The organism is Rhodopseudomonas sp. BR0G17 (genome assembly GCF_010907025.1).
Lineage (GTDB): Bacteria > Pseudomonadota > Alphaproteobacteria > Rhizobiales > Xanthobacteraceae > Rhodopseudomonas > Rhodopseudomonas palustris_H.
This window is the reverse complement of record NZ_QUML01000027.1, coordinates 20,089-43,741: the sequence shown is the minus strand read 5'-3', so window position 1 is coordinate 43,741 and position 23,653 is coordinate 20,089. Positions and strand designations below refer to the sequence as shown.

The following is a 23,653-nucleotide window of genomic DNA, read 5'->3' as shown; positions in this document are numbered from 1 at the left end:
GCGGCGTTCATCGTGTTCAAGAGCATCATCGAGTTCGGCCTGACCCGGAAGGCCATCATCGTGCTGGCGCTGATCGTGTTCGGTGGCGCCGGCATCGCCGCGTTCACCCGGCTCAACGTCGAGGCCTATCCAAATCCTGCGCCGGTGATCCTCGAGATCACCGCGCAGGCCGCGGGGCTGTCAGCCGAGGAGATGGAGAAGTACTACACCATCCCGATGGAGGTCGGGCTGTATCCGACACCCGGCGTGGTCAACATCCGCTCGACATCGTTCTACGGCCTATCGTTCGTCCGCGTCACCTTTGCCTACGGGGTCGACTACTATTTCGCGCTGACGCAGGCTGCCAATTCGATCCAGCAGAACATTTCGCTGCCGAATAATCTGGTGCCGACCATTCAGCAGTCGAGCCTGGTCGGCGAGATCTTCCGCTATCAATTGGTCGGTCCGCCGAATTACGGGCTGACCAATCTGCGCACTGTGCAGGACTATATCGTGGCGCGGCGGCTGATGACGGTGCCTGGGGTGGTGCAGATCAACGCCTGGGGTGGGACCACCAAGCAGTTCAATGTTGACGCCGACCTGCAGAAGCTGGAGGCCTACAACATCACCGTGCCGCAGATGGTGTCGGCGCTCGGCAACGCGAACCTCAACGTCGGTGCGCGCGAAATCACCATCGGCCAACAGTCCGTGAACATCCGCGGCATTGGGTTGGTCGATTCCGGCGGCGATGATTCCATCGCCAATGGCTACAAAGTCCAGGACATCGAAAACGTCGTGCTGACCCAGTCGGGCGGGCTGCCGATCCAGATCAAGGATGTCGCCAAGGTCTCGGTCGGCTATGTGCCACGGCTCGGCATCGCCGGGCGCGACAGCAGCGACGATGTCGCCGCCGCGATCGTGGTGATGGGGCGGACCCAGCACACCAACGACATCGTGCCGAAGGTCGAGGAGGAGGTCGCCAAGCTCAATCGCGACGGCAGCCTGCCGCCCGGTGTCAAGATCGTGCCGTATTACGATCGCGGCGCGCTCGTCGCGGTGACCACCCGGACGGTACTGCACAATCTGATCGTCGGTTGCCTCTTGGTGTTCCTGATCCAGTGGATCTTTCTAGGCGACCTGCGCAGCGCGCTGATCGTGAGCGCCAGCATTCCGTTCGCGCTGTTCTTCTCGATCATCATCCTGGTGCTGCGTGGCGAGGATGCCAATCTGCTGTCGCTCGGCGCGGTCGATTTCGGCATCATCGTCGACTCCGCCGTGATCATGATGGAGAACATCTTCCGCAATCTGCAATCGCCAGCCGAGCAGCAGCGGCGGATGCTGGCGCAGCTGCAGCAGAGCGGCGCCGGCACGGGCGAGCCGCAGGTGTGGACCGATCGGCTGCGGCTGATCTTTCTCAGCGCACTGCAGGTCGACAAAGCGGTGCTGTTCACCGCTGCAATCACGGTGACCGCGTTCGTGCCGCTGTTCACCATGCAGGGCGTCGAAGGCCAGATCTTCGGGCCGATGGCGCGGACCTATGGCTATGCACTGGCAGGTGCGCTGATCTCGACCTTCACGATCACACCGGTGCTGGCATCGCTGCTGTTGCCGAAGACCATTGAGGAACACGAGACCGCGATCGTGCGCGGTCTGCGCCGCGCCTATGAGCCGGTGCTGCGCTGGTCGCTTGGCCGCACCAAGGTCGCGGCGGTCGTTGGCCTGGTGTTCCTTTGTGTCGCCGGTTTGGCGGCCAGCCGTCTCGGCAGCGAGTTTCTGCCGGCGCTGGAGGAGGGCAATTTCTGGATCCGGGCCGCGATGCCGCCGACGATGTCGCTCGATGCCGGCACCAGTTACGTTCGCAAGATGCGCGAGATCCTGCTGCGGCATCCGGAAGTCATCACCGTGGTGTCGCAGCACGGCCGACCCGACAACGGCAGCGACGCCTCTGCGTTCTCCAACGTCGAACTGTTCGCCCCGGTGAAGCCGTTCTCGGAATGGCCAGCAGGCCTGACCAAGGAGATGCTGGCGGAGCAGCTGCAGAAGGAATTCGACGCCGAGCTGCCGGGCGTCACCTTCAATTTCTCGCAGTACATCCAGGACAATATCGAGGAGGCTCTGTCCGGGGTGAAGGGCGCCAACTCGGTCAAGATCGTCGGTCCGAACCTGCAGGTGCTGGAGCAACTCGCCGGGCAAGTGATGCAGGAGATGGCCAAGGTGCGCGGCGTCGCCGACCTCGGCGTGTTTCATCTGCTCGGCCAGCCCAATCTCAACATCAAGGTCGATCGCGAGCGCGCCGCGCGCTACGGCCTCAACACCGGCGATGTCAATTCGGTGATTCAGGCGGCGGTCGGCGGCAGCATCGCCACCACGGTGCTCGAAGCCGACCGACAGTTCGGCGTCGCGGTGCGGCTCGATCCGAAGTTTCGCGAAAGCGTCGATGCGGTGCGCGAGCTGAAGATCGCTTACGCGACGCCGAGCGGCGTCAACGCCTACATCCCGCTCAGCGAAGTCGCCAACATCTCGCTCGACACCGGCGCGTCCTTCATCTACCGCGAGAGGAGCCAGCGCTACATTCCGATCAAGTTCAGCGTCCGTGGCCGCGACCTTGGCGGCACCGTCGCCGAGGCACAGCAGCGGGTCAACGACGCGGTGCAGCTGCCGCCCGGCTATCGGCTGATCTGGTCCGGCGAGTTCGACAATCTCCAGGATGCCAAAGCGCGGTTGATGATCGTGGTGCCGATCACGCTGCTGCTGGTGTTCGTGCTGCTCTATGCGTTGTTCAATACGCTGCGCGACAGCCTGATAGCACTGCTCGGCATTCCGTTCGCGGCCGGCGGCGGCGTCATCGCGTTGTATCTGTCCGGGCTGGAATTCAGCGTCTCGGCCGCGATCGGTTTCATCTCGCTGCTCGGCGTCGCGGTGATGGACGGCATCCTCAACATCACCTATTTCCGCGAGCTACGCGCCGGCGGCGTGAGCGTCGCCGATGCGGTGCGGCAGGCCTCCGAGCAACGGATGCGACCGATGCTGATGACGGCGCTGTCGGCTGGCGTCGGGCTGTTTCCTGCGGCGCTCTCGCACGACATCGGCAGCCAGGTGCAGCGGCCGCTGGCGACCGTTGTGGTCGGCGGCATGTTCATCGGCCCGCTGTTGCTGCTGGCGGTGGCACCGGCGCTGCGCAAGCTCGCTTTTGCTCGCGAGGAGGTGGGGCGGACCAGCGCTGCTCCCCAGGCAGCACCACAGGGAGAGCCGTGATGCTGCGTTGGCTCGGCGCCCTCGGCACGTGCGTTTGTCTCGCCGGCTGTGCTGTCGGTCCGAATTTCGTGCAGCCCCCGTCCCCCGAGGTCGATCGCTATACGGCGGCGGCCGTGCCTGTGAGGTCGCCAGGGAAGACCCAGCCTTTCGTGGTCGCCGAGGATGTGCCGACCCGCTGGTGGTCGGCGTTTCGCTCGGAGCCGCTCGACCGGCTGGTGCGCGCGACGGTGGTTCGCAATCCAAGCCTGCAGGCGGCGGATGCTGCGATCAAGGTGGCGCACTTCAATGCGCTGGCGCAGCGCGGACTGTTCTTTCCGCAGGTCAGCGCCAGCTATGGTCCATCGACACAATTGTCGTCGAACAACGAGGCTTCCGATGCGCCGCAGCAGCGGCTGTCGCTGCACACCGCGCAACTCAACATCGCCTACACGTTCGACGTCTGGGGCGGCAACGCGCGGGCGGTGGAGAGCCTTGATGCCGTCACCGAGCAACAGCAGTTCCTACTCGAGGCGACGCATTTGACGCTGACCGCCAATGTCGTCACTGCGGCGATCGGGGAGGCCTCGCTGCGCGGCCAGATCGCTGCCACCAAGAAGATTGTGGCGATCGAGCGCGACATCCTCGGCATCCTTAAGTCGCAGTTCGAGGCAGGGCAGGCGGCGCAGGTCGATGTCCTGACCCAGGAGGCGGCGCTTGCCCAGGTCGAGCAGACCTTGCCGCCGCTGGAGAAGCAGCTGGCTATTCAACGAGATCTGTTGACCGCGCTGGCCGGCAACTACTCGGCGGCCCAGGTCCCGGAGCGTTTCGAGCTGGCGCGCCTCAGCCTGCCGCGCAACATTCCGGTTGTGGTGCCGAGCACGCTGGTGCGACGCCGGCCGGACGTTCGGGCTGCGGAGGCCAATCTGCATGCGGTAAGCGCGCAGGTCGGTGTGGCGGTGGCGGCGCGCCTGCCGAACATCAGCGTCGGCGCCAGCACGGCCGGCGCGAGCGCTACCAACTTTGCGCAACTGTTCGCGCCCGGCACCGGGTTCTATCTGCTGGCCGCCAATGCCACCCAACCGATCATCGACGGCATGGCCTTGCTGCACAAGCAGCGCGCCGCCGAGGCGGCACTGGAGCAGGCGGACGCGCAGTATCGCCAGGCCGTGATCTCGGCGCTGCAGAATGTCGCCGACGCGCTGCAGAGCCTGCAGCACGATGCAGCCCTGGTGCGCGCTGCCGCCAAATCGGAGGCCGCAGCAAAGGCCAGCCTCGACATCATCCGCAAGCAGCTTGCGCTCGGGCAGGTTAATCAGGTTGTGGTTCTGAACGCCCAGCAGACCTACCTCAATGCCTCGATCGCGCATGTTCAGGCGGAGGCGACGCGCCTGTCGGATGGGGCGGCGCTATTCATGGCCATCGGCGGAAGCTGGCCGGCGGGATGTGGAACCGATTGGCGAAGCTGCGTGCTCGACGATCTGCCCGTCACGGCAACTTTGCAGTAGGCCCGAAGGAGCAGGCGGGTTCCCGGCCTGCGACAGATCGATCCGCCGCGATTTTGTTATGTTATTGCAGATCGACAGGGATGCGAGGCGCGTGTTATCCGCTTGTCTCGACCCGTGAGTGCCATCGTGAAGCTGATCGCCCGCATTTTCCAGCATCGTCTGCTGCGCGTTTCGCGCCAGGCCTTCGCTATGGCCGTGCTGGCGGTGTATCTGCTCGCGGGCGCCATGCACGGGGTGTGCGATCTCGACGTGACCACTGGTTCCGCCACTACGATCGTCTCGCTGCCGTCGCACGGCGGCGACCATTCGGATAGCATCATCGCGGGCGATCACCACTGCCACGGTTGCTTCTCGGTGTCGCTGCCGAGCCCGAGCGTCGTCGCGACCGCGGCCGAGCTCGCCACTGCGCCCATGCACTATGAAGACGCCGAACGCCGCAGCGTTCAGCGTGGAATCGAACCTCCGCCACCAAAAGCCCTGATCTGAACATGACCGCTGGGCGCCACGCGCCCTCAATCCGTCGTTCGTCAGGTCTTCATCATGTTGTCTTCGATCGCCACGCGGCTCGCGTGCGCGGCCGTCTTGCTCGCCGGCTGTGTGCTGGCGGGAGAGGCCGGTGCGCAAACGCTGACTATGGGCAACGCGCTACAGCGCGCCCTCAACGCCAGTCCGCGGCTCACCGCCGCCGAACGTGACGTCGGCATCGCGCGGGGCCAGCGCATTCAATCCGGTGCGCTGATCAATCCCGAGATCTCCTACGAGCAGGACAATTCGTTCGGCTCAGGCGCTTATCGCGGCACGCGGTCGGCGGAGTCGACGCTACAGATCAGCCAGATGTTCGAGCTGTGGGGCAAGCGCGACGCCCGCATCGCCGCCGGGCAGGCGGGGCTCGATGCCGCCTCCATTGGTCGCCAGGCGGTGCGGCTCGAGGTGCTGTCCGAGACCGCGATCGCTTTCGTTACGGTGCTCGGGCTGCAGCGGCGCATTCAGATCCTCGACGAGCAGATCGCCGCGATCGACGCGATCACGCCGCTGCTGCAGCGCCGCGTCGAAGCCGGCGCATCGTCGGTGGCGGAGACCGGCCGAGCCGAGGTCGCTTCTGCGCTGGTGAAGGCGGATCGCGAACGCACCCGGTCGGCGCTCGCTACCGCCCGGCGGGAGCTGGCGATCCTGATGGGCGATACTGCGCCGAAATTCGCTGCGGTCTCCGGCCGGCTCGAAGCAATCGGCAAACCACCGGCGTTTCAGTCCGTGATTGCGGCGATCGACGCCAATCCGCAGCTGGTGCGCTGGAAGGCGGTGTATGCGCAGCGCAACGCCGAGCTGTTGCTGGCGCGCCTCAAGCCGTATCCGGACGTCACCGTGGCGGCCGGCTGGCGGCGCTACAACGAGACCGGCGACAACGCCGTCCGCTTATCGGTGTCGGTGCCGATCCCGCTGTTCGATCAGAACCAGGGCAACATCCTATCGGCGCAGGAGAGCCTGGCCAAGACCGCGGCGGAACGACAGGCCAATCGCAATACGCTGATCGTGATCGCGGGACGTGCCTACGACTCGCTGCAAGGCTCGCTGCGCGAGCTGGCAATCCTGCGCGACACCGCGATCCCGAAAGCCAGGGATGCCGCCGCCGCGATCTCAGAAGGCTACGGCCAGGGGCGCTACTCGCTGCTCGAAGTGCTCGATGCCCAAGGCAGCGTCGCGCAGGCGCGGCTGCGCGAGCAGGAGGCGCAGCAGAACTTCCATGTCGCCGTCGCCACCATCGAGGGTCTGGTCGGCAATCCTTTCGCATTGGCGCGGGGAGGCGCGCGATGATGAAACCGTTGATGTTGATCTGTGGTGCCGCTGCGATGTTTGCGCTCGGTGCCGCCGTTTCCGCCTATGCTCCGATCGGATCGCGCGAGCCGGCCCGGCAGGCTGCGAAGGACTCAAAGGGACACAATCACGCCGAGGGTGAGAAGGACCATGGTCATGAGGGCCACGGCGAGGAGGGCGCGGTCGAGATGAGCGACGCCAAGGTCGCGGCCTCAGGCATCGAGATCCGCACCGCCAAGGCAGAGACGCTGCACGAGTCGCTGGTGCTGAACGGCATCCTGCAGCCCAACCAGGAGACGCTGGTGCAGGTCACGCCGCGGTTCCCCGGCGTGGTTCGGGAGATCAAGAAGCGGATCGGCGACACGGTCGAGAAGGGCGAGCTGCTCGCCAAGATCGAAAGCAATCAGAGCCTCAGCGTCTACGAGATGCGCGCGCCGATCTCCGGCACTGTGATCGATCGCCAGATTTCGCTGGGCGAATACGCTTCCGAGCAGAAGCCGGCGTTCATCGTCGCCGATGTCTCCACGGTGTGGGTCGACCTGTCGGTGTATCGGCGCGATCTGCCGCGAGTGCGGATCGGCGACAAGATCTTGATCGACGTCGCCGACGGCGGCAAGCCGATCGAGGCCAGCCTGTCGTACATCTCCCCGGTCGGCAGCAGCGATACGCAGAGCGCGCTCGCCCGTGCCGTGGTGCCGAACGATGCGCTGCGCCTGCGCACCGGCCTGTTCGTCTCGGCGCGGCTGATCCTCTCGGCCAAGCCGGTGCCCCTCGCGGTGCGAGCCTCGGCGATCCAGACCGTCGAAAATCGCAGCGTGGTGTTTGTCCGTAACGGCGACAAGTTCGAGGTGCGCGACGTCGAGCTCGGCGACCGCGATGCCGAGAATGTCGAGGTCATGTTCGGCTTGCTCGATGGTGATCGCTACGCCGCAGCCAACAGCTTCGTGGTGAAGGCAGAGCTCGGCAAGGGATCGGCCTCCCATGAGCACTAATGTGATCGCCTCGGTTCGCGGAGATCGCTCATGATCGACCGGGTTCTTGCCTTCTCCGTCCGCCAGCGCTGGCTGGTGATGATCGGCGTGCTGATGATGGGCGCGTTCGGCGCCTGGAATTTTACGCGGCTGCCGATCGACGCGGTGCCGGACATCACCAACGTCCAAGTTCAGATCAACACCAACGCACCCGGCTATTCGCCGCTCGAAGTCGAGCAGCGGATCACCTTTCCAATCGAAACCGCGATGGGCGGGCTGCCGAACCTCGTCAACACGCGGTCGCTGTCGCGCTACGGATTGAGCCAAGTCACCGTGGTGTTCAAGGACGGCACCGACATCTACTTTGCCCGGCAACTCGTCAACGAGCGTGTGCAGCGCGCCAAGGATGTGCTGCCGACCGGAATCGAGACGGCGATGGGACCAGTCTCGACCGGTCTCGGCGAAATCTACATGTACACCGTCGAGGCGAAGGAGGGGGCGACGCGCGCCGACGGCAAGCCGTTTACGCCCAGCGATCTGCGCACCGCGCAGGATTGGATCATCAAGCCGCAATTGCGCAACGTCCCCGGCGTCAACGAAGTCAATACCATCGGTGGCTTCGCCAAGCAGTTCCACGTGCTGCCCGATCCGGCGAAGCTGATGGCCTATCGCCTCAGTTTCCGCGACGTGATGACGTCGCTCGCCAGCAACAACGCCAATGTCGGCGCCGGCTACATCGAGAAGAACGGCGAGCAGTATCTGGTGCGCACGCCGGGTCAGGTTAGTGACGTCGAGGAAATCCGGCAGATCGTGATCGGCTCGCGCAGCGGCGTGCCTGTGCGGATCATGGATGTCGCCGAGGTGAAGGAAGGCACCGACCTGCGCACCGGCGCTGCGACGCTGAACGGACAGGAGGTCGTGCTCGGCACCGCGATGCTGCTGATCGGCGAGAATGGCCGCACCGTGGCACAGCGGGTTGCTGCGAAGCTGCAGCAGATCGAGAAGTCGCTGCCGGAAGGCATGTCGCTGCGCGCTGTGTACGACCGCACCCATCTGATCGACGCCACCATCGCGACGGTGGAGAAGAACCTCGTCGAGGGTGCGCTGCTGGTGATCGCGATCCTATTCCTGATCCTCGGCAACTTCAAAGCGGCGTTTGCCACTGCGTTGGTGATCCCGCTGGCGATGCTGTTCACCATCACCGGGATGTTCGAGAACAAGGTCAGCGCCAATTTGATGAGTCTCGGCGCAATCGACTTCGGCATCATCATCGACGGCGCCGTGATCATCGTCGAGAATTGCCTGCGGCTGCTGGCCCACGAGCAGCAGCGGCAAGGCAGGCTGCTGACCCGTCAGGAACGGTTCGACACCATCATCGCCGGCTCGCGCGAAGTGATCAAACCGAGTCTGTTCGGCACGCTGATCATCGCGGTGGTGTATCTGCCGGTGCTGACGCTGACCGGCGTTGAAGGCAAGATGTTCACGCCGATGGCGCTGACCGTGCTGATGGCGCTGCTCGGCGCCAGCCTGCTGTCGATGACATTCGTGCCCGCCGCGGTGGCGCTGCTGGTCACAGGCAAAGTGTCCGAGAAAGAGAACTGGTTCATGCGGCTGGCGCACCGGGCGTATCTGCCGCTGCTCGATCTGGCGATCCGGTTTCGGCGGATGATCGTCGTGGCGGCGGTGATGCTCGTGGTCGTGAGCGGGTACATGGCAACACGGATGGGCGGCGAGTTCATCCCGAGCCTGGATGAAGGCGACGTCGCGATCCAGGCGATGCGGATTCCCGGGACCAGCCTGACCCAATCACTCGACATGCAGATCGCGCTGGAGAAGCGCATCCTGGCAATTCCTGAGGTGAAGGATGTGTTCGCCCGCACCGGCACGGCGGAGGTCGCGACCGACCCGATGCCGCCGTCGATCTCCGACGGCTATGTGATGCTGAAGCCGCACGATCAATGGCCGGATCCCAAGAAGCCGAAAGCTGAGGTCGTCGAACAAATCGAAACGGCGGCCGAGCAGGTGGCGGGCAGCCTGTATGAGCTGTCGCAACCGATCCAGTTGCGCTTCAACGAACTGATTTCCGGCGTGCGCAGCGATGTCGGCGTCAAGATCTTCGGCGACGATCTCGATGTGCTGACCCAGGTCGCCGGGCAAGTGCAATCGGTGCTGCAGAACATCAAGGGGGCGGCCGATGTGAAGAGCGAGCAGGTTGCCGGGCTGCCGGTGTTGACGGTGAAGCTCGACCGCAAGGCGCTGGCGCGGTTCGGCATCAGTGTTGCCGAGGTGCAGAATTTGGTCGAGATCGCCGTCGGCGGCAAATCGGCCGGGTTGTTGTTTGAAGGCGATCGCCGCTTCGATCTCGTCGTCCGGCTGCCGGATCAGATCCGTACCGATATCGAGGCGATCAAGGCGTTGCCGATCCCGCTGCCGCCGGCCGAGGGGCAGGCGAAAGCCACACCGGCGGCGTTCGGCGTCTCGCCGCTGTCCCAGATGCGTTACGCACCGCTGTCCGAGCTTGCCGAGATCGTGGTGGCACCGGGGCCGAACCAGATCAGCCGCGAAGACGGCAAGCGCCGCATCGTGGTCTCGGCCAACGTCCGGGGCCGCGACCTGGGCTCATTCGTCGGCGAGGCACAGCGGTTGATCGCCGACAAGGTCAAGCTGCCGGCGGGGTATTGGCTCGGCTGGGGCGGGCAGTTCGAGCAGCTCGTCTCGGCGACCCAGCGCCTGACCATCGTGGTGCCGATCGCGCTGCTACTGATCTTCCTGTTGCTGTTCATCAGCCTCGGCTCGGCGGCCGATGCACTGCTGGTGTTCAGCGGCGTGCCGCTGGCATTGACCGGAGGGATCTTCGCGCTGCTGCTGCGCGACATTCCGCTGTCGATCAGCGCCGGCATCGGCTTCATCGCGCTGTCCGGCGTCGCGGTGCTGAACGGCCTCGTCATCATCACCTTCATTGAGCGGCTGCGCGGCGAAGGCCGCCGGATCGTCGAGGCGGTGCGCGAGGGCGCGCTGACGCGGCTGCGTCCGGTGCTGATGACCGCGCTGGTCGCTTCGCTCGGCTTCGTGCCGATGGCGCTTGCCACCGGTGCCGGCGCCGAGGTGCAGCGGCCACTGGCGACCGTGGTGATCGGCGGCATCGTGTCGTCGACGATCCTGACGCTGCTGGTGCTGCCTGCGCTCTACATCCTGTTCCGCCGCGAAACGGCAACTGCGGGTGCCGATACGGATCCTGTCCCTAACACTTAAGGAGCTCATCGATGAAGAAGATGCTGATCGTCGCAGCCGCGCTGTTGTTCGCCGCGCCGGCGTGGGCGCAACACGACCACCACAAGGGGCCGAACGGCGGCCCGGTCGAAGATGTCGCCGGGGTGCATGTCGAGATGGTCGCCTCGGGCAAGACCGTGACGTTCAACGTCTTCGACGAGTCGAATAAGCCGCTGCCGACCAACGGCTTCTCCGGCGCCGCCTTGCTGATCTCTGGAAGCGAGCGCGAGACGCTGTCGCTCACTGCAGCCGGCACCGCGCTGAAGGCGGAGTCCAAATCGGAGATCGCTATAGGCGCTTCGGTCAGCCTCACGTTGAAGACGGCGGACGGCAAGACCGGGCAGGCGAAGTTCAAGCCCTGACGCAATGCGGGTGTTCGTCAGCGCGACGGTTGGAAGGCCAGCCGCGCTGTAGCGCACGAATTATCCCACTGCGGCTTTGCAATAGGGGACTTGGAGCGCCTTGCGAATGCTGACGCGCCAAGTTGCCGGCCCGCTCTCGAGATAGTCCCAACAGAAACTGCCGGGCCGCTTCACGTCGAACAGATAACGCAGCGGCCGCGGGTCGTGATCGCTGACCAGCTCCAGCCCTCGCTCGGGCGTGAGCTGGTCGAACAGGCTGAACACGATCGGGTGGCGCAGCGGCCGGGGAAACAGCCTGACGTCGATGACGGTGGTGATTTGATCTGTCATGCATGCAGCATCGCCGCGACGCCGCCCGCGATCGTTGTCGGGGCGCAAACAAAAGCGGCGATGTGACGTGCTTTTAAGATCGCTGCGAGTTGGCGAACGCGCGTAGCCGTGCGAGCCGGGCGATCGACGAAGCGGCGAGGCTCTGCGCCAATTCCAAACCCGCCTGGTCGGTGGCGCGGTCGGATTCATCCAGATAGATGGAGGTCAGTTGCTCGGCATAGCGCACCACGCGTCGCGGCACGTCTGCAGTGGTCTCACTGTCGGATTTCCCCGGCAGCTCGGCGCTGAGAGCCGCAAGGTCGGCTGAAGCAAGGCCATTCGACGACAACAGCTTCTCTTGGTCCGTTGGCGGCAGAGTTTGCGACCAGCGCACGATCTCTTTCAGCAGCAGGCTTTCCATCAGTGCGGCCGAGGACATTTCCCCCGTCGTCTGCTCTCCTGCGTCCTCGCCTTTGCACGATTGCTCGGCTCGCCACGCCAACCGGCGCTCGCGCCGCAGCAGGTCGGAGTCGACCAGCGCTTCTCGCGCCATTGTCTCCGCTGCGATTCGAAGCTCGGGCGCTGCGGCATGCGCGGCGACGTAGGTCCAGAACACGAAAGCTCGCTGCCGATGCCGAACGGCGATCGCCCACGCTTGGTACGGCGTCGACAGGGACGAGTCGGCCAGTTCGACGAGTTCCGATTTTGGAACCAGATCATCACCTGGGCCGATCGCGGGTGCGGCATCGGCTTCCTTGCGCGGAAGAGTCGAGCGACGTAGCTTGATCTCGGCGATCCGATCCTGTTCGCGCTCGCGCAGTGTCTCGAACACGCAGCGCACAGGTTCGACACTGTGATCGCTGTCATCTGTCAGCGACGCCGCCATCTGATCATAAGTCGAGGCGGCGCGTTCGGCCTGCGCCAGAGCGATGGCGTAGAGCTCGGCAAGAGTCTTCACCGCGTGCGTCGGTGTTGATGTCAAGAGCGGAGTGTTACGCATGGTCGTCTCTGGTTGAGCAGTTTAGGCATTATGTGCCGAATTTGCGCTGGCGCAAATCGGTGTCTTTGTCGGCTGCTATCGAAAGTCGACCACGCGATCCAGAACAACGGCGTTCTGTTCACTACTTGGAACCGGACCGTTGAGAAGATTGCGCCCAATCCTTGCCCTGTTTTTGTTTGTGCTCGCTTTGGCGAGCAGCGTGACGGCTGCTGATGCCGCGAGCCATCTGGGCGATTATCTCGGCCGTGCGACACCTTCCGAGCTCGTGCCGGGCGCAGACCGCTTCGGTCCGATGCAGGGCGATCCTGCGCTCGCCCCGGCGTATCAAGGCGATCGATTGCTGGGATTCGCCTATCTGAATTCGGACTTTGTTAACGCCACCGGCTATTCCGGCAAGCCGATCCAGATGCTGATCGGCATCGATCCGAACGGCGTGATCACCGGCCTGAAGCTGGTCGATCACAAAGAGCCGATCGTTTTGGTCGGCATTCCGGAAGCCAAGATCCTCGCCGCCGTCAACAAGCTGATCGGCGCCGATATGGCGCCGGTGGCGCGTGGCAAGGCTGCGGCGCCGCAAGTCGATATCGTCAGCGGCGCCACCGTCACCGTGCTGGTGATCGGCGACAGCATCGTACGTTCGGCGACCAAGTTGATTAAGAGCGGCCGGATCGGCGGCGGGCAGGGAGACGTCGCGCAGGCGCCTCCGGTGAACAAGACGGTCGATCTCACCAAGAGCGAGGTACGCGATTGGGAGAGCCTGGTCGGCGACGGCTCGGTGCGCCGGCTGCTGCTGACCAATGCGGACGTCGATCAAGCGTTCGAGAAGTCCGGGAACCGCGAAGCGGCGGCTCGTCCCGAGCCCGGCGAGCCGACCGACACGTTCATCGAGCTTTACGTCGCCGATGTCGGCGTGCCGACGATCGGACGCAGCCTGCTCGGCGATGACGGCTATCAGCGGCTGAAAGCGCGGTTGCAGCCGGGACAGCAGGCCCTGGTGATCGCCGGCCACGGCACCTATTCGTTCAAGGGCTCCGGCTACGTGCGTGGCGGCATCTTCGATCGCATCGAGCTGATCCAGGACGGCAACAGCATCCGTTTCCGCGACCGCGACCACACCCGGCTTGGAGACCTTGCGGCCGAGGGCGCGCCGGATTTCCCGGAGATCGGGCTGTTCCTGGTGCCGACCGAGTTCGGCTTCGATCCGACCGAGCCGTGGTCGCTGCAGCTTCTGGTGCAGCGCGTGATCGGCGCGCGTGACAAGGCGTTCCTGACCTTCGACCTCGGCTACACGCTGCCCGAAATCTATATCAAGCGCGAGCAGCGCGCCGTGACGGTGAGCAATACGCCGGCGCCGGCAGCCTCTGCGCCAGGTGCTCCAGCCAAGCCCGCTTCGCCTTCGGCGGCCGCCGCAGATGAGGCGCAGGACGAACCGTTGTGGATGCGGATTTGGCGCGGCGATCTGGTGCGGATCGGCATTCTTGCCGTCGCGCTGGGCACGCTGACGCTGATCTTCTTCTTCCAGAACCAGTTGGTCCGGCGGCCGACGATCTATGTCTGGGTGCGCCGCGCGTATCTCACCTTCATCCTGGTCTGGCTCGGCTGGTACGCCAACGCGCAGCTCTCGGTCGTCAACGTCCTGACCTTCACGAATTCCCTGATCACCGGATTCAGCTGGGATTACTTCCTGTCGGCGCCGTTGATCTTTGTGTTGTGGGCGTCGGTGGCTGCAGCCCTGCTGTTCTGGGGGCGGGGACCGTTCTGCGGCTGGCTGTGTCCCTTCGGAGCGCTGCAGGAGCTGCTCAACAATATCGCCAAGGCGTTGAAGGTCCCGCAGTTCAACGTGCCGTGGGGGCTGCACGAGCGGCTGTGGCCGATCAAGTACATCGTGTTCCTCGGGCTGTTCGGCCTGTCGATCTACTCCACCGCGGCCGCCGAGCACTTCGCCGAGATCGAGCCGTTCAAGACCTCGATCATTCTCAAATTCGCGCGGGAATGGCCGTTCGTGGTTTACGCAGCGACGCTGCTCGCAGCCGGCCTGTTCGTCGAACGGTTCTTCTGCCGCTATCTGTGCCCGCTTGGTGCAGCGCTGGCGATCCCGGGCCGTATCCGGATGTTCGAATGGCTGCGCCGCTGGCCAGAATGCGGCTCGCCGTGCCAGCGCTGCGCCAAGGAATGCCCGGTCCAGGCGATCCACCCGGAAGGGCACATCAACGTCAACGAGTGCATCTACTGCATGCACTGCCAGGAACTGTATTTCGACGATCACCGCTGCCCGCACATGATTCAGCTGCGGCTGAAGCGGGAAAAGCGCGAAGCGCTATCGTCGACATCGATGCGCGGCGGCAAAGGCCCCGCGACCGTGATCCTCGCCGGGGGCAAGCCGCTTGCCGCCCAGCCGGCGGGCGCCACTCAACCACCTCCAGCACAGTAAAACCCCAAGGAGAGCACTATGGGCGACCAGGATCACGGAAACGGCCTTAGCCGACGAACGCTACTCGGAAGCAGTGCCGTCGCTGCCGGCGTCGGCATCGTCGGCGGCGCGACCCTCGGCACCGGCGGCACGCTGATCGCGACCGCGGAAGCGCAGACCAAGCCGAGCAGCCCGGCGCGTCCAGCGATTCAGAAGAGTGAAGTCCATCCGGGCGAGCTCGATGAGTACTACGTGTTCTTCTCCAGCGGCCAGTCGGGCGAGCTGAGGATCGTCGGCCTGCCGTCGATGCGCGAGTTGATGCGGGTGCCGGTGTTCAATCGCTGCAGCGCCACCGGTTGGGGCCAGACCAACGAAAGCCTCAAGGTCCTGACCGAAGGCCTGCTGCCCGAGAGCCGCGAATTCCTGAAGAGCCGCGGCGGCACTTATGTCAACGGCGACCTGCATCACCCGCATCTGTCGTTCACCGAAGGCACCTATGACGGCCGCTACGCCTTCATGAACGATAAGGCCAACACCCGCGTCGCGCGTGTCCGTCTCGACGTGATGAAGTGCGACAAGATCATCCAGCTGCCGAACCAGCACACCGTTCACGGTCTGCGCGTCCAGAAATATCCGCGCACCGGCTACGTGTTCTGCAATGGCGAAGACCGCGTGCCGCTGCCGAACGACGGTCACAACCTGACGAAGACCAAGGACTACCACGCGATCTTCACCGCGGTCGACGGCGACACCATGAAGGTGGCTTGGCAGGTGATGGTCGACGGCAACCTCGACAACGTCGATGCCGACTACCAGGGCAAGTACGCCTTCGCCACCTGCTACAACTCGGAGGAGGGCGTCACCGCCGCCGAGATGACAGCCAACGATCAGGACTGGGTGGTGATCTTCAATCTCAAGCGGATCGAAGAGGCGGTGAAGAAGGGCGACTTCAAGGAAATGGGCGGCGTGCCGGTGATCGACGGCCGCCATGGCTCGCCTTACACCCGCTACGTCCCGGTGCCGAACGGCCCGCACGGCATGAACACCGCGCCGGACGGCATCCACATCGTCGCCAACGGCAAGCTGTCGCCGACCGTGACGGTGATGGACGTGCGGCTGTTCGACCAGCTGTTCGACGACAAGATCAAACCGCGCGACGTCGTCGTCGCCGAGCCGGAACTCGGCCTCGGCCCGCTGCACACCGCCTATGACGGCAAAGGCAACGGCTACACCACGCTGTTCATCGACAGCCAGATCTGCAAGTGGAACATCGATTTGGCCAAGCGCGCCTACAAGGGCGAGAAGGTCAATCCGATCATCGATAAGCTCGATGTGCACTATCAGCCGGGCCACAACCACTCGTCGATGGGGCAGACCAAGGAAGCCGACGGAAAGTGGCTGATCTCGCTGAATAAGTTCTCCAAGGACCGGTTCCTCAATGTCGGTCCGCTGAAGCCGGAGAACGATCAGCTGATCGACATTTCCGGGGAGAAGATGAAGCTGGTGCACGACGGTCCGAGCTTCGCCGAGCCGCATGATGCGACGATCGTGCATCGCTCCAAGATCAATCCGATCTCGGTCTGGGATCGGGCGGATCCGATGTTCGCCGACGCCGTCAAGCAGGCCAAGGCCGACGGCGTGAAGCTGGAGGAAGACTCCAAGGTGGTCCGCGACGGCGACAAGGTGCGGGTCTATATCGTCGCCACCGCGCCGAACTTCGGCCTCACCGAGTTCGACGTGAAGCAGGGCGATCACGTCACCGTCTATGTCACCAACATCGACACCGTCGAGGATCTCACTCACGGCTTCTCGATCGTCAACTACGGCATCCAGATGGAAGTCGCGCCGCACGCCACCGCGTCGGTGTCCTTCACCGCCGATCGTCCCGGCGTGTACTGGTACTACTGCTCCTGGTTCTGTCACGCCATGCACATGGAGATGAAGGGCCGGATGCTGGTCGAGCCGAAGAGCGTCTGAGAATGGCGGTGGCGGTGCGATCGATGATCATGGTGGCGGCGGCGCTGTTCAGCGTCGCTGCGGCCAGCGCTGCTTCAGCCGCGCGGATCGAGGTCGTGCCGTCGTCGGACCTGCAGGCGGTGCTGAACGGCGCCAGCGACGGCGACACCGTCGCGCTGGCGCCGGGAGACTATCGCGGGCCGATCAGGATCGAGCGCAAGCTCGTGCTGATCGGTCAGCCCGGCGCTGCCGTGCTCGGGCATGGGCAGGGCAGCGTGATCACCGTGGTGGCTCCAGACGTCACGGTGCGGGGCCTGTCGGTGCGCGGCTCCGGCCGCGACCCGCAGGCGATGGATTCGGGTATTTTTCTGACGCAGACTGCCGAGCGGGCCCTGATCGAAGGCAACCGCCTCGAGGACAATCTGTTCGGCATCAACGTCCATGGCGCCCGTGGATCGCGGGTCGCCCACAACATTATCGACGGCCTGCGCGGCATCCGCCTGAACGATGCCGGCAACGGCGTGCGGGTGTGGAATGCGCCGGACGTTGTGGTCGATGGCAACACCATCCGGTACGGCCGCGACGGCATCTTCTCAGTGACGAGCACGAAGGACCGCTTCATCAACAACCGGTTCGAGAAGGTGCGGTTCGCGGTGCACTACATGTACACCAACGACAGCGAGATCAGCGGCAACGTCTCGCTCGGCAATCATGGCGGCTACGCCATCATGTATTCCAACCGGCTGACAATTCTCGGCAACGTCTCCGAGCGAGATCGAGATTTCGGGCTGCTGCTCAACTACGCTAATTTCTCGCGGATCGAGCGCAATCGCGTGGTCGGCGGGCCGTTGTCCGGGATCAGCGCCGACTTCGAAGGCGCAGATGCCGACAAGGGCATGATGCCGGCCGAGCACGGCGCCGCGAATACGCAGTTCGGCCCGACCAAATGCGTGTTCATCTACAACGCCAACAAGAACCGGTTTCGCGACAACTGGTTCGAGAGTTGTGACATCGGCGTGCACTTCACCGCCGGTTCGGAAGGCAATGAGATCGTGGGTAATGCGTTCATCGGCAATCGCAATCAAGTCAAGTACGTCGGAACCCGCGACCTCGACTGGTCGAAGGATGGCCGCGGCAATTATTGGAGCGACAATCCGGCCTTCGACCTCAACAACGACGGCATTGCCGACGCCGCCTATCGGCCGAACGATCTGGTCGACCGCGTGCTGTGGACCGCGCCGGCCGCCAAGGTGCTGATCAACAGCCCGGCCGTACAGGTGCTGCGTTGGGCGCAGAGCCAGTTTCCCGCGCTGTACCCCGGCGGGGTGGTCGATACCCATCCGCTGATCGCGCCGCCGGAGCGGCCGATGCCGGGAGTGGGGCCATGACTGCAACCGTCGCCATCGAGCACGTCGAGAAGCGTTATCGCGCGGTGAGGGCGCTGTACGATGTGTCGTTCGCGCTCGAGCCCGGGCGGCTCAGCGCGCTGGTCGGCCACAACGGCGCCGGCAAGACCACGCTGATCAAGCTGATGCTCGGCCTGATCCGCCCCGACAGCGGATCGATCCGCGTGCTCGGTGAGAACCCTGCGGCCGGCGAGTTCGCCGGTCGTCGCAGCCTTGGTTTCCTGCCGGAGAACGTCGCCTTCAACGCTGCGCTGACCGGGCGCGAGACGCTGGCGTTCTACGCGCGGCTGAAGGGGAGCGACGCCAAGCAAGGCGCGGCTCTGCTGGAGCGGGTCGGCCTCGGCGAGGCATCGCGGCGCCTGGTGGGGACGTATTCGAAGGGCATGCGACAACGGCTCGGACTTGCGCAGGCCCTTCTCGGCCGGCCGCGTGTGCTGCTGCTCGACGAGCCGACCACGGGCCTCGATCCGGCGCTGCGGCTGACGTTCTATGAAATCCTCGACGAGTTGCGGCGCGATGGCGCGACTGTGCTGATCTCCTCGCATGCGCTCGACGAACTCGAAGGCCGCGCCGAGCAGGTTCTGATCATGAATCGCGGCATCCTGGTCGCCGACGGCACGCTCGCCGAGCTGCGTGCGCTCGCGGGACTGCCGATCCGGCTGACGCTGAAGCTGGCTGACCCGGCTGCGCGTCCGGCATGGCTGCCGAACGATGCTGTCGTCGCGCATGGCCGCTGCGAGATCGGCGTAGCCGATCACGCCGGCAAAATGGGACTGCTGCGGCAGGCGGCAGGCGATCCAGCCGTCACTGACATCGGTGTCGCCGAGCCGACGCTCGATGAATTGTACGCCCATTTCCTTCGGCAGCAGGAGCGGGCGGCATGAAGGCCATTGGTGTCATCGCCCTGAAGGAAATTCAGGAAGGCCTGCGCAATCGCTGGGTATTCGCGGCGACGCTGCTGCTCGCCGGATTGTCGCTGTCGCTGACGCTGCTCGGCAGCGCCCCGACCGGCCATGTCGGCGCCGCGGCGCTCGATGTGGTGATCGTCAGCCTGTCGAGCCTGACGATCTTTCTGTTGCCGCTGATCGCGCTGTTGATCTCGCACGACGCCATCGTCGGCGAGATGGAGCGCGGCACCATGATCTTGCTGCTGAGCTATCCGATCGCTCGGACCCACGTCATTCTCGGCAAGTTTCTCGGCCACGTCACCATCCTGAGCTTCGCGACCCTGGTCGGCTACGGTGTCTCGGCGCTCGCGCTGGTGATCAGCGGCACGCCAGTGTCGCCGCAGAGCTGGGCTTCTTTTGCCGCGATGCTCGTGACTTCGGTGCTGCTCGGTGCGGTGTTTGTCGCGCTCGGCTACGCGGCCTCGAGCCTGGTGCGGCAGCGCGGCACGGCAGCCGGCATTGCGGTTGGCATCTGGCTGTTACTCGTGCTGGTGTTCGACATGGCGCTGCTCGGCCTGCTGGTGGTCGATCAGGGCCGGCTGATCTCGGCAGGCATGCTCAACGTGCTGCTGTTCTTCAATCCGACCGATCTGTACCGGCTGAGCAATCTGACCGGCACCAATGTCAGCCAGTTCGCCGGCATGGCGGGGCTTGCCGGCACGGTTCAACCCAGTTTCGGCGGCTTGCTGGCCGGGATGGCGGCGTGGATCGCGCTGCCACTCGGCCTTGCGATCGCCGTGTTTGCCCGGAGGGAGCTATGAGGATTTCAGGTCATATCGTCGTGCTCGCGGCCGCGCTGCTACTCGTTGGCTGCAACGACAAGTCGGGCTCCGCCGTGATGCCGCCGCCGGTGGCGCTGAACGCCGACGCGATGGGCGTGTTCTGCGGCATGAACCTCGTCGAGCATCCGGGTCCCAAGGGACAGATTCTCACTGCAAGTCGGATCGACCCCTACTGGTTCTCCTCGGCGCGGGATGCGGTCGCCTTCACGCTGATGCCGGATCAGCCCCGCGACATCCGCGCGATCTACGTATCGGACATGGGCCGGGCGCCGAACTGGGATCAACCCGGCGAGACCAACTGGGTTGACGCCAAGAAGGCGTTCTTCGTGATCGAGAGCCGCAAGCGCGGCGGGATGGGGGCGGCCGAGACCGTGCCGTTCGGCGATCGCGCGGCCGCCGACGCGTTCGTCGCGGCGAATGGCGGGCGTGTCGTGACGTTCGATGCCATTCCCAGCAACTACGTGCTCGGCAGCGATACGCCGTCGGCGAGCGATCATCATGGCGCCTCCGAAACGCGGATGAACTAGCGAGAACCTTCTATGTCGCAGTCAGCACTCACTCGGCGGCGTTTCGTCACCATCGCGGCCAGTGCCTTCGGAATGGCGATGCTGGGACGGGCGGTGCCGTCGCATGCCGGCGAGCCGGTGCGCTGGCGGGGCTCCGCGCTTGGCGCTCAGGTGTCGATCGAAATCCATCACCCGGATCGTGCCGTCGCGGCGAAGCTGGTGGAGACGAGCGTGCGTGAAGTGCGCCGGCTCGAACAGGTATTCAGCCTGTATCGACCTGACTCGGCGATCTGCGCGCTGAACCGATCCGGGGTGCTGATCGCGCCGGACCCGGACATGGTGGCGCTGCTGCGGACGACACTCCGTCTGTCCGAACAGACCGGCGGCGCGTTCGATCCCACGGTGCAGCCATTGTGGGAGCTGTATCAACGTCACTTCGAGCATGCAGGGGCCGGTCCGGCCGGCCCGGCCGCGGCTGATGTCGCAGGCGCGCTGGCCAAGGTCGGTTATAGCGACGTGCTGGTTTCGGCCGACCGCATTGCGCTGAAACGAGCGGGCGCCGCCATCACGCTGAACGGTATCGCCCAGGGCTTCGCCACCGATCGCGTGGTCGATCTGCTGCGCAACGGCGGCATGACCACCACTCTGGTCGACATCGGTGAGATACGTGCGATTGGCGCCAAGCCTGACGGGACGCCGTGGCGGGTTGGCTTAGCCGATCCGGAGAAGGCCGGCGTCGAGCTTGGCACCGTCGAACTGGTGGACCGGGCCGTGGCAACGTCATCCGGCGCAGGCTTCCGCTTCGATCCGGCGGGGCAGTTCACGCATCTGTTCGATCCATCGACGGGACGCTGTCCGTCGTTGTATCGTTCTGTTAGCGTGGTCGCGCCAACCGCGACTGAGGCCGATGCGCTATCGACCGCCTTCAGCGTGCTCGACCGCAGCCGTATCGCCGCGATCCTTCGCGCGCGGGCGGGCGTCGAGGTGTTGCTGGCGGATGCAAAGGGGAGCGTGCAGTGGCTCCGCGCCTAAGGAAGTTCGTGCTGCTCTGACGCTGCGGTGATGTCGTGATGCTGGATTGGCCGACCGTCTTTCGTATCATCCATGTGCTCGGAGTGGTGCATTGGATCGGCGGACTGCTGTTCGTCACCTTCGTGATCCTGCCGAGCCTTCTGGACATGGAAGCGACAAAGCGGCTGCCGTTGTTCGATGCGCTGGAGCGGCGCTTTGCTGCCCAGGCGCGAATCTCGACGCTGCTGGTCGGGATCTCCGGTTTCTACATGCTGTACGCCTATGATCGCTGGGCCCAGCTCGCCGATCCGCAATTCTGGTGGCTCGGCGCGATGCTTGGGCTGTGGGCGATCTTCATCGTGATGTTGTTTATCGCCGAGCCGCTGTTTCTGCACGCCTGGTTCGACGCGCGCGCGCGCCGTGATCCGGACCGCGCATTCCGGGTGGCGCTCCGCGGCCATCGGGTGCTGAGCACGATTTCGCTGATCACCGTGCTCGGCGCGGTCGGCGGTGCGCACGGGCTGTTCTGAACCGCCATTCGCGATTGAGCTTGCGACAGAACAACGATGGCCGGGGCCGCTCGGTTAGCGTCGGCTGAGCCATGGAGTGAGCCGCGATGAGCCGCAGCAAAGACCAAGCCGAACGTGGGCGCCGCTGGTATGTCGGCGGCCGGCTGCACCTCGATGTCCGCGGATTGCCGTGTCCCGAACCGCTGGTCGCCGTGCTGCGCTTGATCGATGGCGGGGACGCCGGTGACGGCCTGACGGCGCTGGTCAGCCAAGAGCCGCTGCTGCTGTATCCTGAGCTGGACGCGCGCGGCTGGTCCCATCGCCTGGTGACGCCGGGCGGCGACACGCTGCTGCGTGACGGCGAGGTGGTGCTCGAAATCCAGCGAGGCTCGGCATGATCGGCGCCGGCGGATTTCTCGGCACGGCCAAGAGCCGGCTGCTGCCGGCTTCGGTGCCGTTCCGGTTCTTCGTCGCCGCAGCGGTGTGCCACGTGCTGCTGTGGGGTGCCGTCCTGTTCGCGGCGAACGACTTCCCGCGGTTTCGCGGCGGCGCCGGCCCGTCGCTGGCCGCGGTGCATCTGCTGACGCTCGGCGTGCTGACATTCACCGCGGTTGGCGCCGCCGTGCAGCTTCTTCCCGTAGCGACTACCAAGCCGCTGGCGGCGGTCTGGCCGATCCGGCTGGCATCCTGGTTGCTGATCCCCGGCGCCATGGTGCTGATTGCCGGTATGGCGATTGTCGACAGCGCTTGGATGATCGGCGGGGCTGCAGCGTCGACGCTCGGGCTGTTGCTGTTCGGTGCGTTGCTCGCCGACAATCTGCGCCGCGCCGGCAGCATGCCGGTGGTGCGCGCCTATGGCTGGGCGGCGTTCGCGTCGCTGATCGCGCTCGTGGCGCTTGGGCTCGCGCTGTCGCTCGATGACCGGTTTGGATTTTTGATCGATCACGCCGCCGCAGCCCGCGCTCACATGATCCTCGGCGGTTTCGGCTTCATGGGCATGCTGGCGCTCGGCTTCAGCCATGTGCTGATCCCGATGTTCGCGCTGTCGAATGCGCCGGATCAGCGGACGGCGTGGTTCGGTTTCGGCGCCGCCGCTGCCGCAGTGGCGCTCGGCACGATCGGGGCGCTTCGCGATGTCCCTGCGCTGCAGACAGCGGCTTGCGTGGTGGGCGCGGTTGCGGTCGGCCTGCATCTTGGCCTGATGCGTGTCGCGCTCGCCGGCGGCATGCGCAAGCGTCTCGGCCTGTCGTTCGTGCTGATCCGTTTCTCCTGGGTGATGTTGGCGCTGACGCCGCTCGCCGCGCTTGCTGCGCTACAGGGCTGGGCTGGCCTCGGCGGGCCCACGCTGTTCGGCTTGGTGGCGCTCGGCGGCTGGCTGATGACGTTCTTGCTCGGCGTGCTGCAGCGGATCGTGCCGTTTCTGGCCTCAATGCATGTCAGCCGCGCCAGCGGCGGGCCGCCGCTGCTGACGGATCTCGGTGTTGCCGCTCCGCTCAAGATGCACGCTGTCTGCCATCTGATCGCGATCGCCGCGTTGGCGCTGGCGATCGTGTTCGACATTCCGCAGCTCGCTGCCGGCGCTGCGATGGTCGGCGCCGCCGGAGCGCTCGCCTTCGCTGCTCACATCGGCAGCGTGCTGCCGTCGCTGACGTCCGGCCGCACCCGCAACTGAGGTCATTAAGGA

19 protein-coding genes are annotated in these 23,653 nt (G+C 65.1%); 17 read left to right on the top strand and 2 right to left on the bottom strand.

Annotated features, from left to right (window positions below; genetic code table 11):
- Positions 1-12 precede the first annotated feature (12 nt).
- From DY467_RS18935 to DY467_RS18905, 7 genes are all read left to right on the top strand, one after another.
- Positions 13-3,234 (top strand): efflux RND transporter permease subunit, encoded by a 3,222-nt coding sequence (locus DY467_RS18935; RefSeq protein ID WP_164638239.1) that lies wholly within the window; start codon positions 13-15, stop codon positions 3,232-3,234.
- Positions 3,234-4,718, top strand: coding sequence for an efflux transporter outer membrane subunit (locus DY467_RS18930; RefSeq protein WP_164638237.1), 1,485 nt, complete (start codon positions 3,234-3,236; stop codon positions 4,716-4,718). Before DY467_RS18935 ends, DY467_RS18930 begins: the two co-directional genes overlap by 1 nt.
- A gap of 126 nt (positions 4,719-4,844) precedes the next feature.
- Positions 4,845-5,204 (top strand): hypothetical protein, encoded by a 360-nt coding sequence (locus DY467_RS18925; RefSeq protein ID WP_164638235.1) that lies wholly within the window; start codon positions 4,845-4,847, stop codon positions 5,202-5,204.
- 54 nt (positions 5,205-5,258) lie between these two features.
- A complete protein-coding gene (ihpA, locus tag DY467_RS18920; RefSeq protein WP_164638233.1) occupies positions 5,259-6,530 on the top strand; it encodes a divalent metal ion exporter subunit IhpA in 1,272 nt (423 codons plus the stop codon).
- Positions 6,527-7,522: a divalent metal ion exporter adaptor subunit IhpB gene (ihpB, locus tag DY467_RS18915; RefSeq protein ID WP_164638231.1), complete on the top strand. Its 996-nt coding sequence runs from the start codon at positions 6,527-6,529 to the stop codon at positions 7,520-7,522. The genes ihpA and ihpB overlap by 4 nt, the downstream gene beginning before the upstream one ends.
- Positions 7,523-7,552: 30 nt before the next feature.
- Complete coding sequence (locus DY467_RS18910) at positions 7,553-10,753, top strand: efflux RND transporter permease subunit (protein WP_164638229.1); 3,201 nt, start codon at positions 7,553-7,555, stop codon at positions 10,751-10,753.
- Positions 10,754-10,764: 11 nt separating this feature from the next.
- Positions 10,765-11,133: a hypothetical protein gene (locus DY467_RS18905; RefSeq protein ID WP_164638227.1), complete on the top strand. Its 369-nt coding sequence runs from the start codon at positions 10,765-10,767 to the stop codon at positions 11,131-11,133.
- Positions 11,134-11,193: 60 nt separating this feature from the next.
- Here the strand turns inward: DY467_RS18905 and DY467_RS18900 are convergent, their stop codons facing one another.
- Both DY467_RS18900 and DY467_RS18895 read right to left on the bottom strand, forming a co-directional pair.
- The gene (locus tag DY467_RS18900) at positions 11,194-11,463 is read right to left on the bottom strand and encodes a DUF2249 domain-containing protein (protein ID WP_164638225.1); all 270 of its coding nucleotides are present in this window, start codon (positions 11,461-11,463) and stop codon (positions 11,194-11,196) included.
- A 73-nt stretch (positions 11,464-11,536) separates the two neighbouring features.
- The gene (locus tag DY467_RS18895; protein WP_164638223.1) at positions 11,537-12,442 is read right to left on the bottom strand and encodes a ferritin family protein; all 906 of its coding nucleotides are present in this window, start codon (positions 12,440-12,442) and stop codon (positions 11,537-11,539) included.
- 199 nt (positions 12,443-12,641) lie between these two features.
- On the opposite strand from DY467_RS18895, the gene DY467_RS18890 reads away from it, so the two are divergent.
- The 10 genes from DY467_RS18890 to DY467_RS18845 all read left to right on the top strand — a co-directional run bounded on the left by DY467_RS18890 (position 12,642) and on the right by DY467_RS18845 (position 23,641).
- On the top strand, positions 12,642-14,873 hold the full coding sequence (locus DY467_RS18890) for a 4Fe-4S binding protein (RefSeq protein ID WP_349627661.1): 2,232 nt from the start codon (positions 12,642-12,644) through the stop codon (positions 14,871-14,873).
- An 18-nt stretch (positions 14,874-14,891) separates the two neighbouring features.
- Positions 14,892-16,829, top strand: a complete 1,938-nt coding sequence (gene nosZ / locus DY467_RS18885) for a TAT-dependent nitrous-oxide reductase (protein WP_164638219.1) — start codon at positions 14,892-14,894, stop codon at positions 16,827-16,829.
- A gap of 2 nt (positions 16,830-16,831) precedes the next feature.
- Positions 16,832-18,196 carry a nitrous oxide reductase family maturation protein NosD gene (locus tag DY467_RS18880; RefSeq protein WP_164638217.1) on the top strand — a complete coding sequence of 455 codons (1,365 nt, stop codon included), beginning with the start codon at positions 16,832-16,834 and terminating at the stop codon, positions 18,194-18,196.
- A complete protein-coding gene (locus DY467_RS18875) occupies positions 18,193-19,098 on the top strand; it encodes an ABC transporter ATP-binding protein (protein WP_164638215.1) in 906 nt (301 codons plus the stop codon). Before DY467_RS18880 ends, DY467_RS18875 begins: the two co-directional genes overlap by 4 nt.
- Entirely contained in the window at positions 19,095-19,922 is an 828-nt protein-coding gene (locus DY467_RS18870; RefSeq protein ID WP_164638213.1) for a DUF2705 family protein, read from the top strand. The genes DY467_RS18875 and DY467_RS18870 overlap by 4 nt, the downstream gene beginning before the upstream one ends.
- Positions 19,919-20,470, top strand: a complete 552-nt coding sequence (locus DY467_RS18865; RefSeq protein ID WP_164638211.1) for a nitrous oxide reductase accessory protein NosL — start codon at positions 19,919-19,921, stop codon at positions 20,468-20,470. Before DY467_RS18870 ends, DY467_RS18865 begins: the two co-directional genes overlap by 4 nt.
- 12 nt (positions 20,471-20,482) lie before the next feature.
- Positions 20,483-21,481 carry an FAD:protein FMN transferase gene (locus DY467_RS18860; RefSeq protein WP_164638209.1) on the top strand — a complete coding sequence of 333 codons (999 nt, stop codon included), beginning with the start codon at positions 20,483-20,485 and terminating at the stop codon, positions 21,479-21,481.
- Positions 21,482-21,519: 38 nt separating this feature from the next.
- Positions 21,520-21,990: a hypothetical protein gene (locus DY467_RS18855; protein WP_107344027.1), complete on the top strand. Its 471-nt coding sequence runs from the start codon at positions 21,520-21,522 to the stop codon at positions 21,988-21,990.
- Between the two features lie 86 nt (positions 21,991-22,076).
- Positions 22,077-22,367: a DUF2249 domain-containing protein gene (locus DY467_RS18850; protein ID WP_164638207.1), complete on the top strand. Its 291-nt coding sequence runs from the start codon at positions 22,077-22,079 to the stop codon at positions 22,365-22,367.
- Positions 22,364-23,641, top strand: coding sequence for a hypothetical protein (locus DY467_RS18845; RefSeq protein WP_164638205.1), 1,278 nt, complete (start codon positions 22,364-22,366; stop codon positions 23,639-23,641). The genes DY467_RS18850 and DY467_RS18845 overlap by 4 nt, the downstream gene beginning before the upstream one ends.
- The last annotated feature ends 12 nt before the right edge of the window (positions 23,642-23,653 follow it).

Coding starts and splice junctions, on each gene's coding strand:
- DY467_RS18930 (WP_164638237.1), top strand. CDS start 3,234: ATGCTGCGTTGGCTCGGCGCCCTCGGCACGTGCGTTTGTCTCGCCGGC.
- DY467_RS18855 (WP_107344027.1), top strand. CDS start 21,520: ATGCTGGATTGGCCGACCGTCTTTCGTATCATCCATGTGCTCGGAGTG.
- DY467_RS18910 (WP_164638229.1), top strand. CDS start 7,553: ATGATCGACCGGGTTCTTGCCTTCTCCGTCCGCCAGCGCTGGCTGGTG.
- DY467_RS18860 (WP_164638209.1), top strand. CDS start 20,483: ATGTCGCAGTCAGCACTCACTCGGCGGCGTTTCGTCACCATCGCGGCC.
- nosZ (WP_164638219.1), top strand. CDS start 14,892: ATGGGCGACCAGGATCACGGAAACGGCCTTAGCCGACGAACGCTACTC.
- DY467_RS18895 (WP_164638223.1), bottom strand. CDS start 12,442: ATGCGTAACACTCCGCTCTTGACATCAACACCGACGCACGCGGTGAAG.
- ihpB (WP_164638231.1), top strand. CDS start 6,527: ATGATGAAACCGTTGATGTTGATCTGTGGTGCCGCTGCGATGTTTGCG.
- DY467_RS18900 (WP_164638225.1), bottom strand. CDS start 11,463: ATGACAGATCAAATCACCACCGTCATCGACGTCAGGCTGTTTCCCCGG.
- DY467_RS18865 (WP_164638211.1), top strand. CDS start 19,919: ATGAGGATTTCAGGTCATATCGTCGTGCTCGCGGCCGCGCTGCTACTC.
- DY467_RS18875 (WP_164638215.1), top strand. CDS start 18,193: ATGACTGCAACCGTCGCCATCGAGCACGTCGAGAAGCGTTATCGCGCG.
- ihpA (WP_164638233.1), top strand. CDS start 5,259: ATGTTGTCTTCGATCGCCACGCGGCTCGCGTGCGCGGCCGTCTTGCTC.
- DY467_RS18870 (WP_164638213.1), top strand. CDS start 19,095: ATGAAGGCCATTGGTGTCATCGCCCTGAAGGAAATTCAGGAAGGCCTG.
- DY467_RS18880 (WP_164638217.1), top strand. CDS start 16,832: ATGGCGGTGGCGGTGCGATCGATGATCATGGTGGCGGCGGCGCTGTTC.
- DY467_RS18845 (WP_164638205.1), top strand. CDS start 22,364: ATGATCGGCGCCGGCGGATTTCTCGGCACGGCCAAGAGCCGGCTGCTG.
- DY467_RS18850 (WP_164638207.1), top strand. CDS start 22,077: ATGAGCCGCAGCAAAGACCAAGCCGAACGTGGGCGCCGCTGGTATGTC.
- DY467_RS18905 (WP_164638227.1), top strand. CDS start 10,765: ATGAAGAAGATGCTGATCGTCGCAGCCGCGCTGTTGTTCGCCGCGCCG.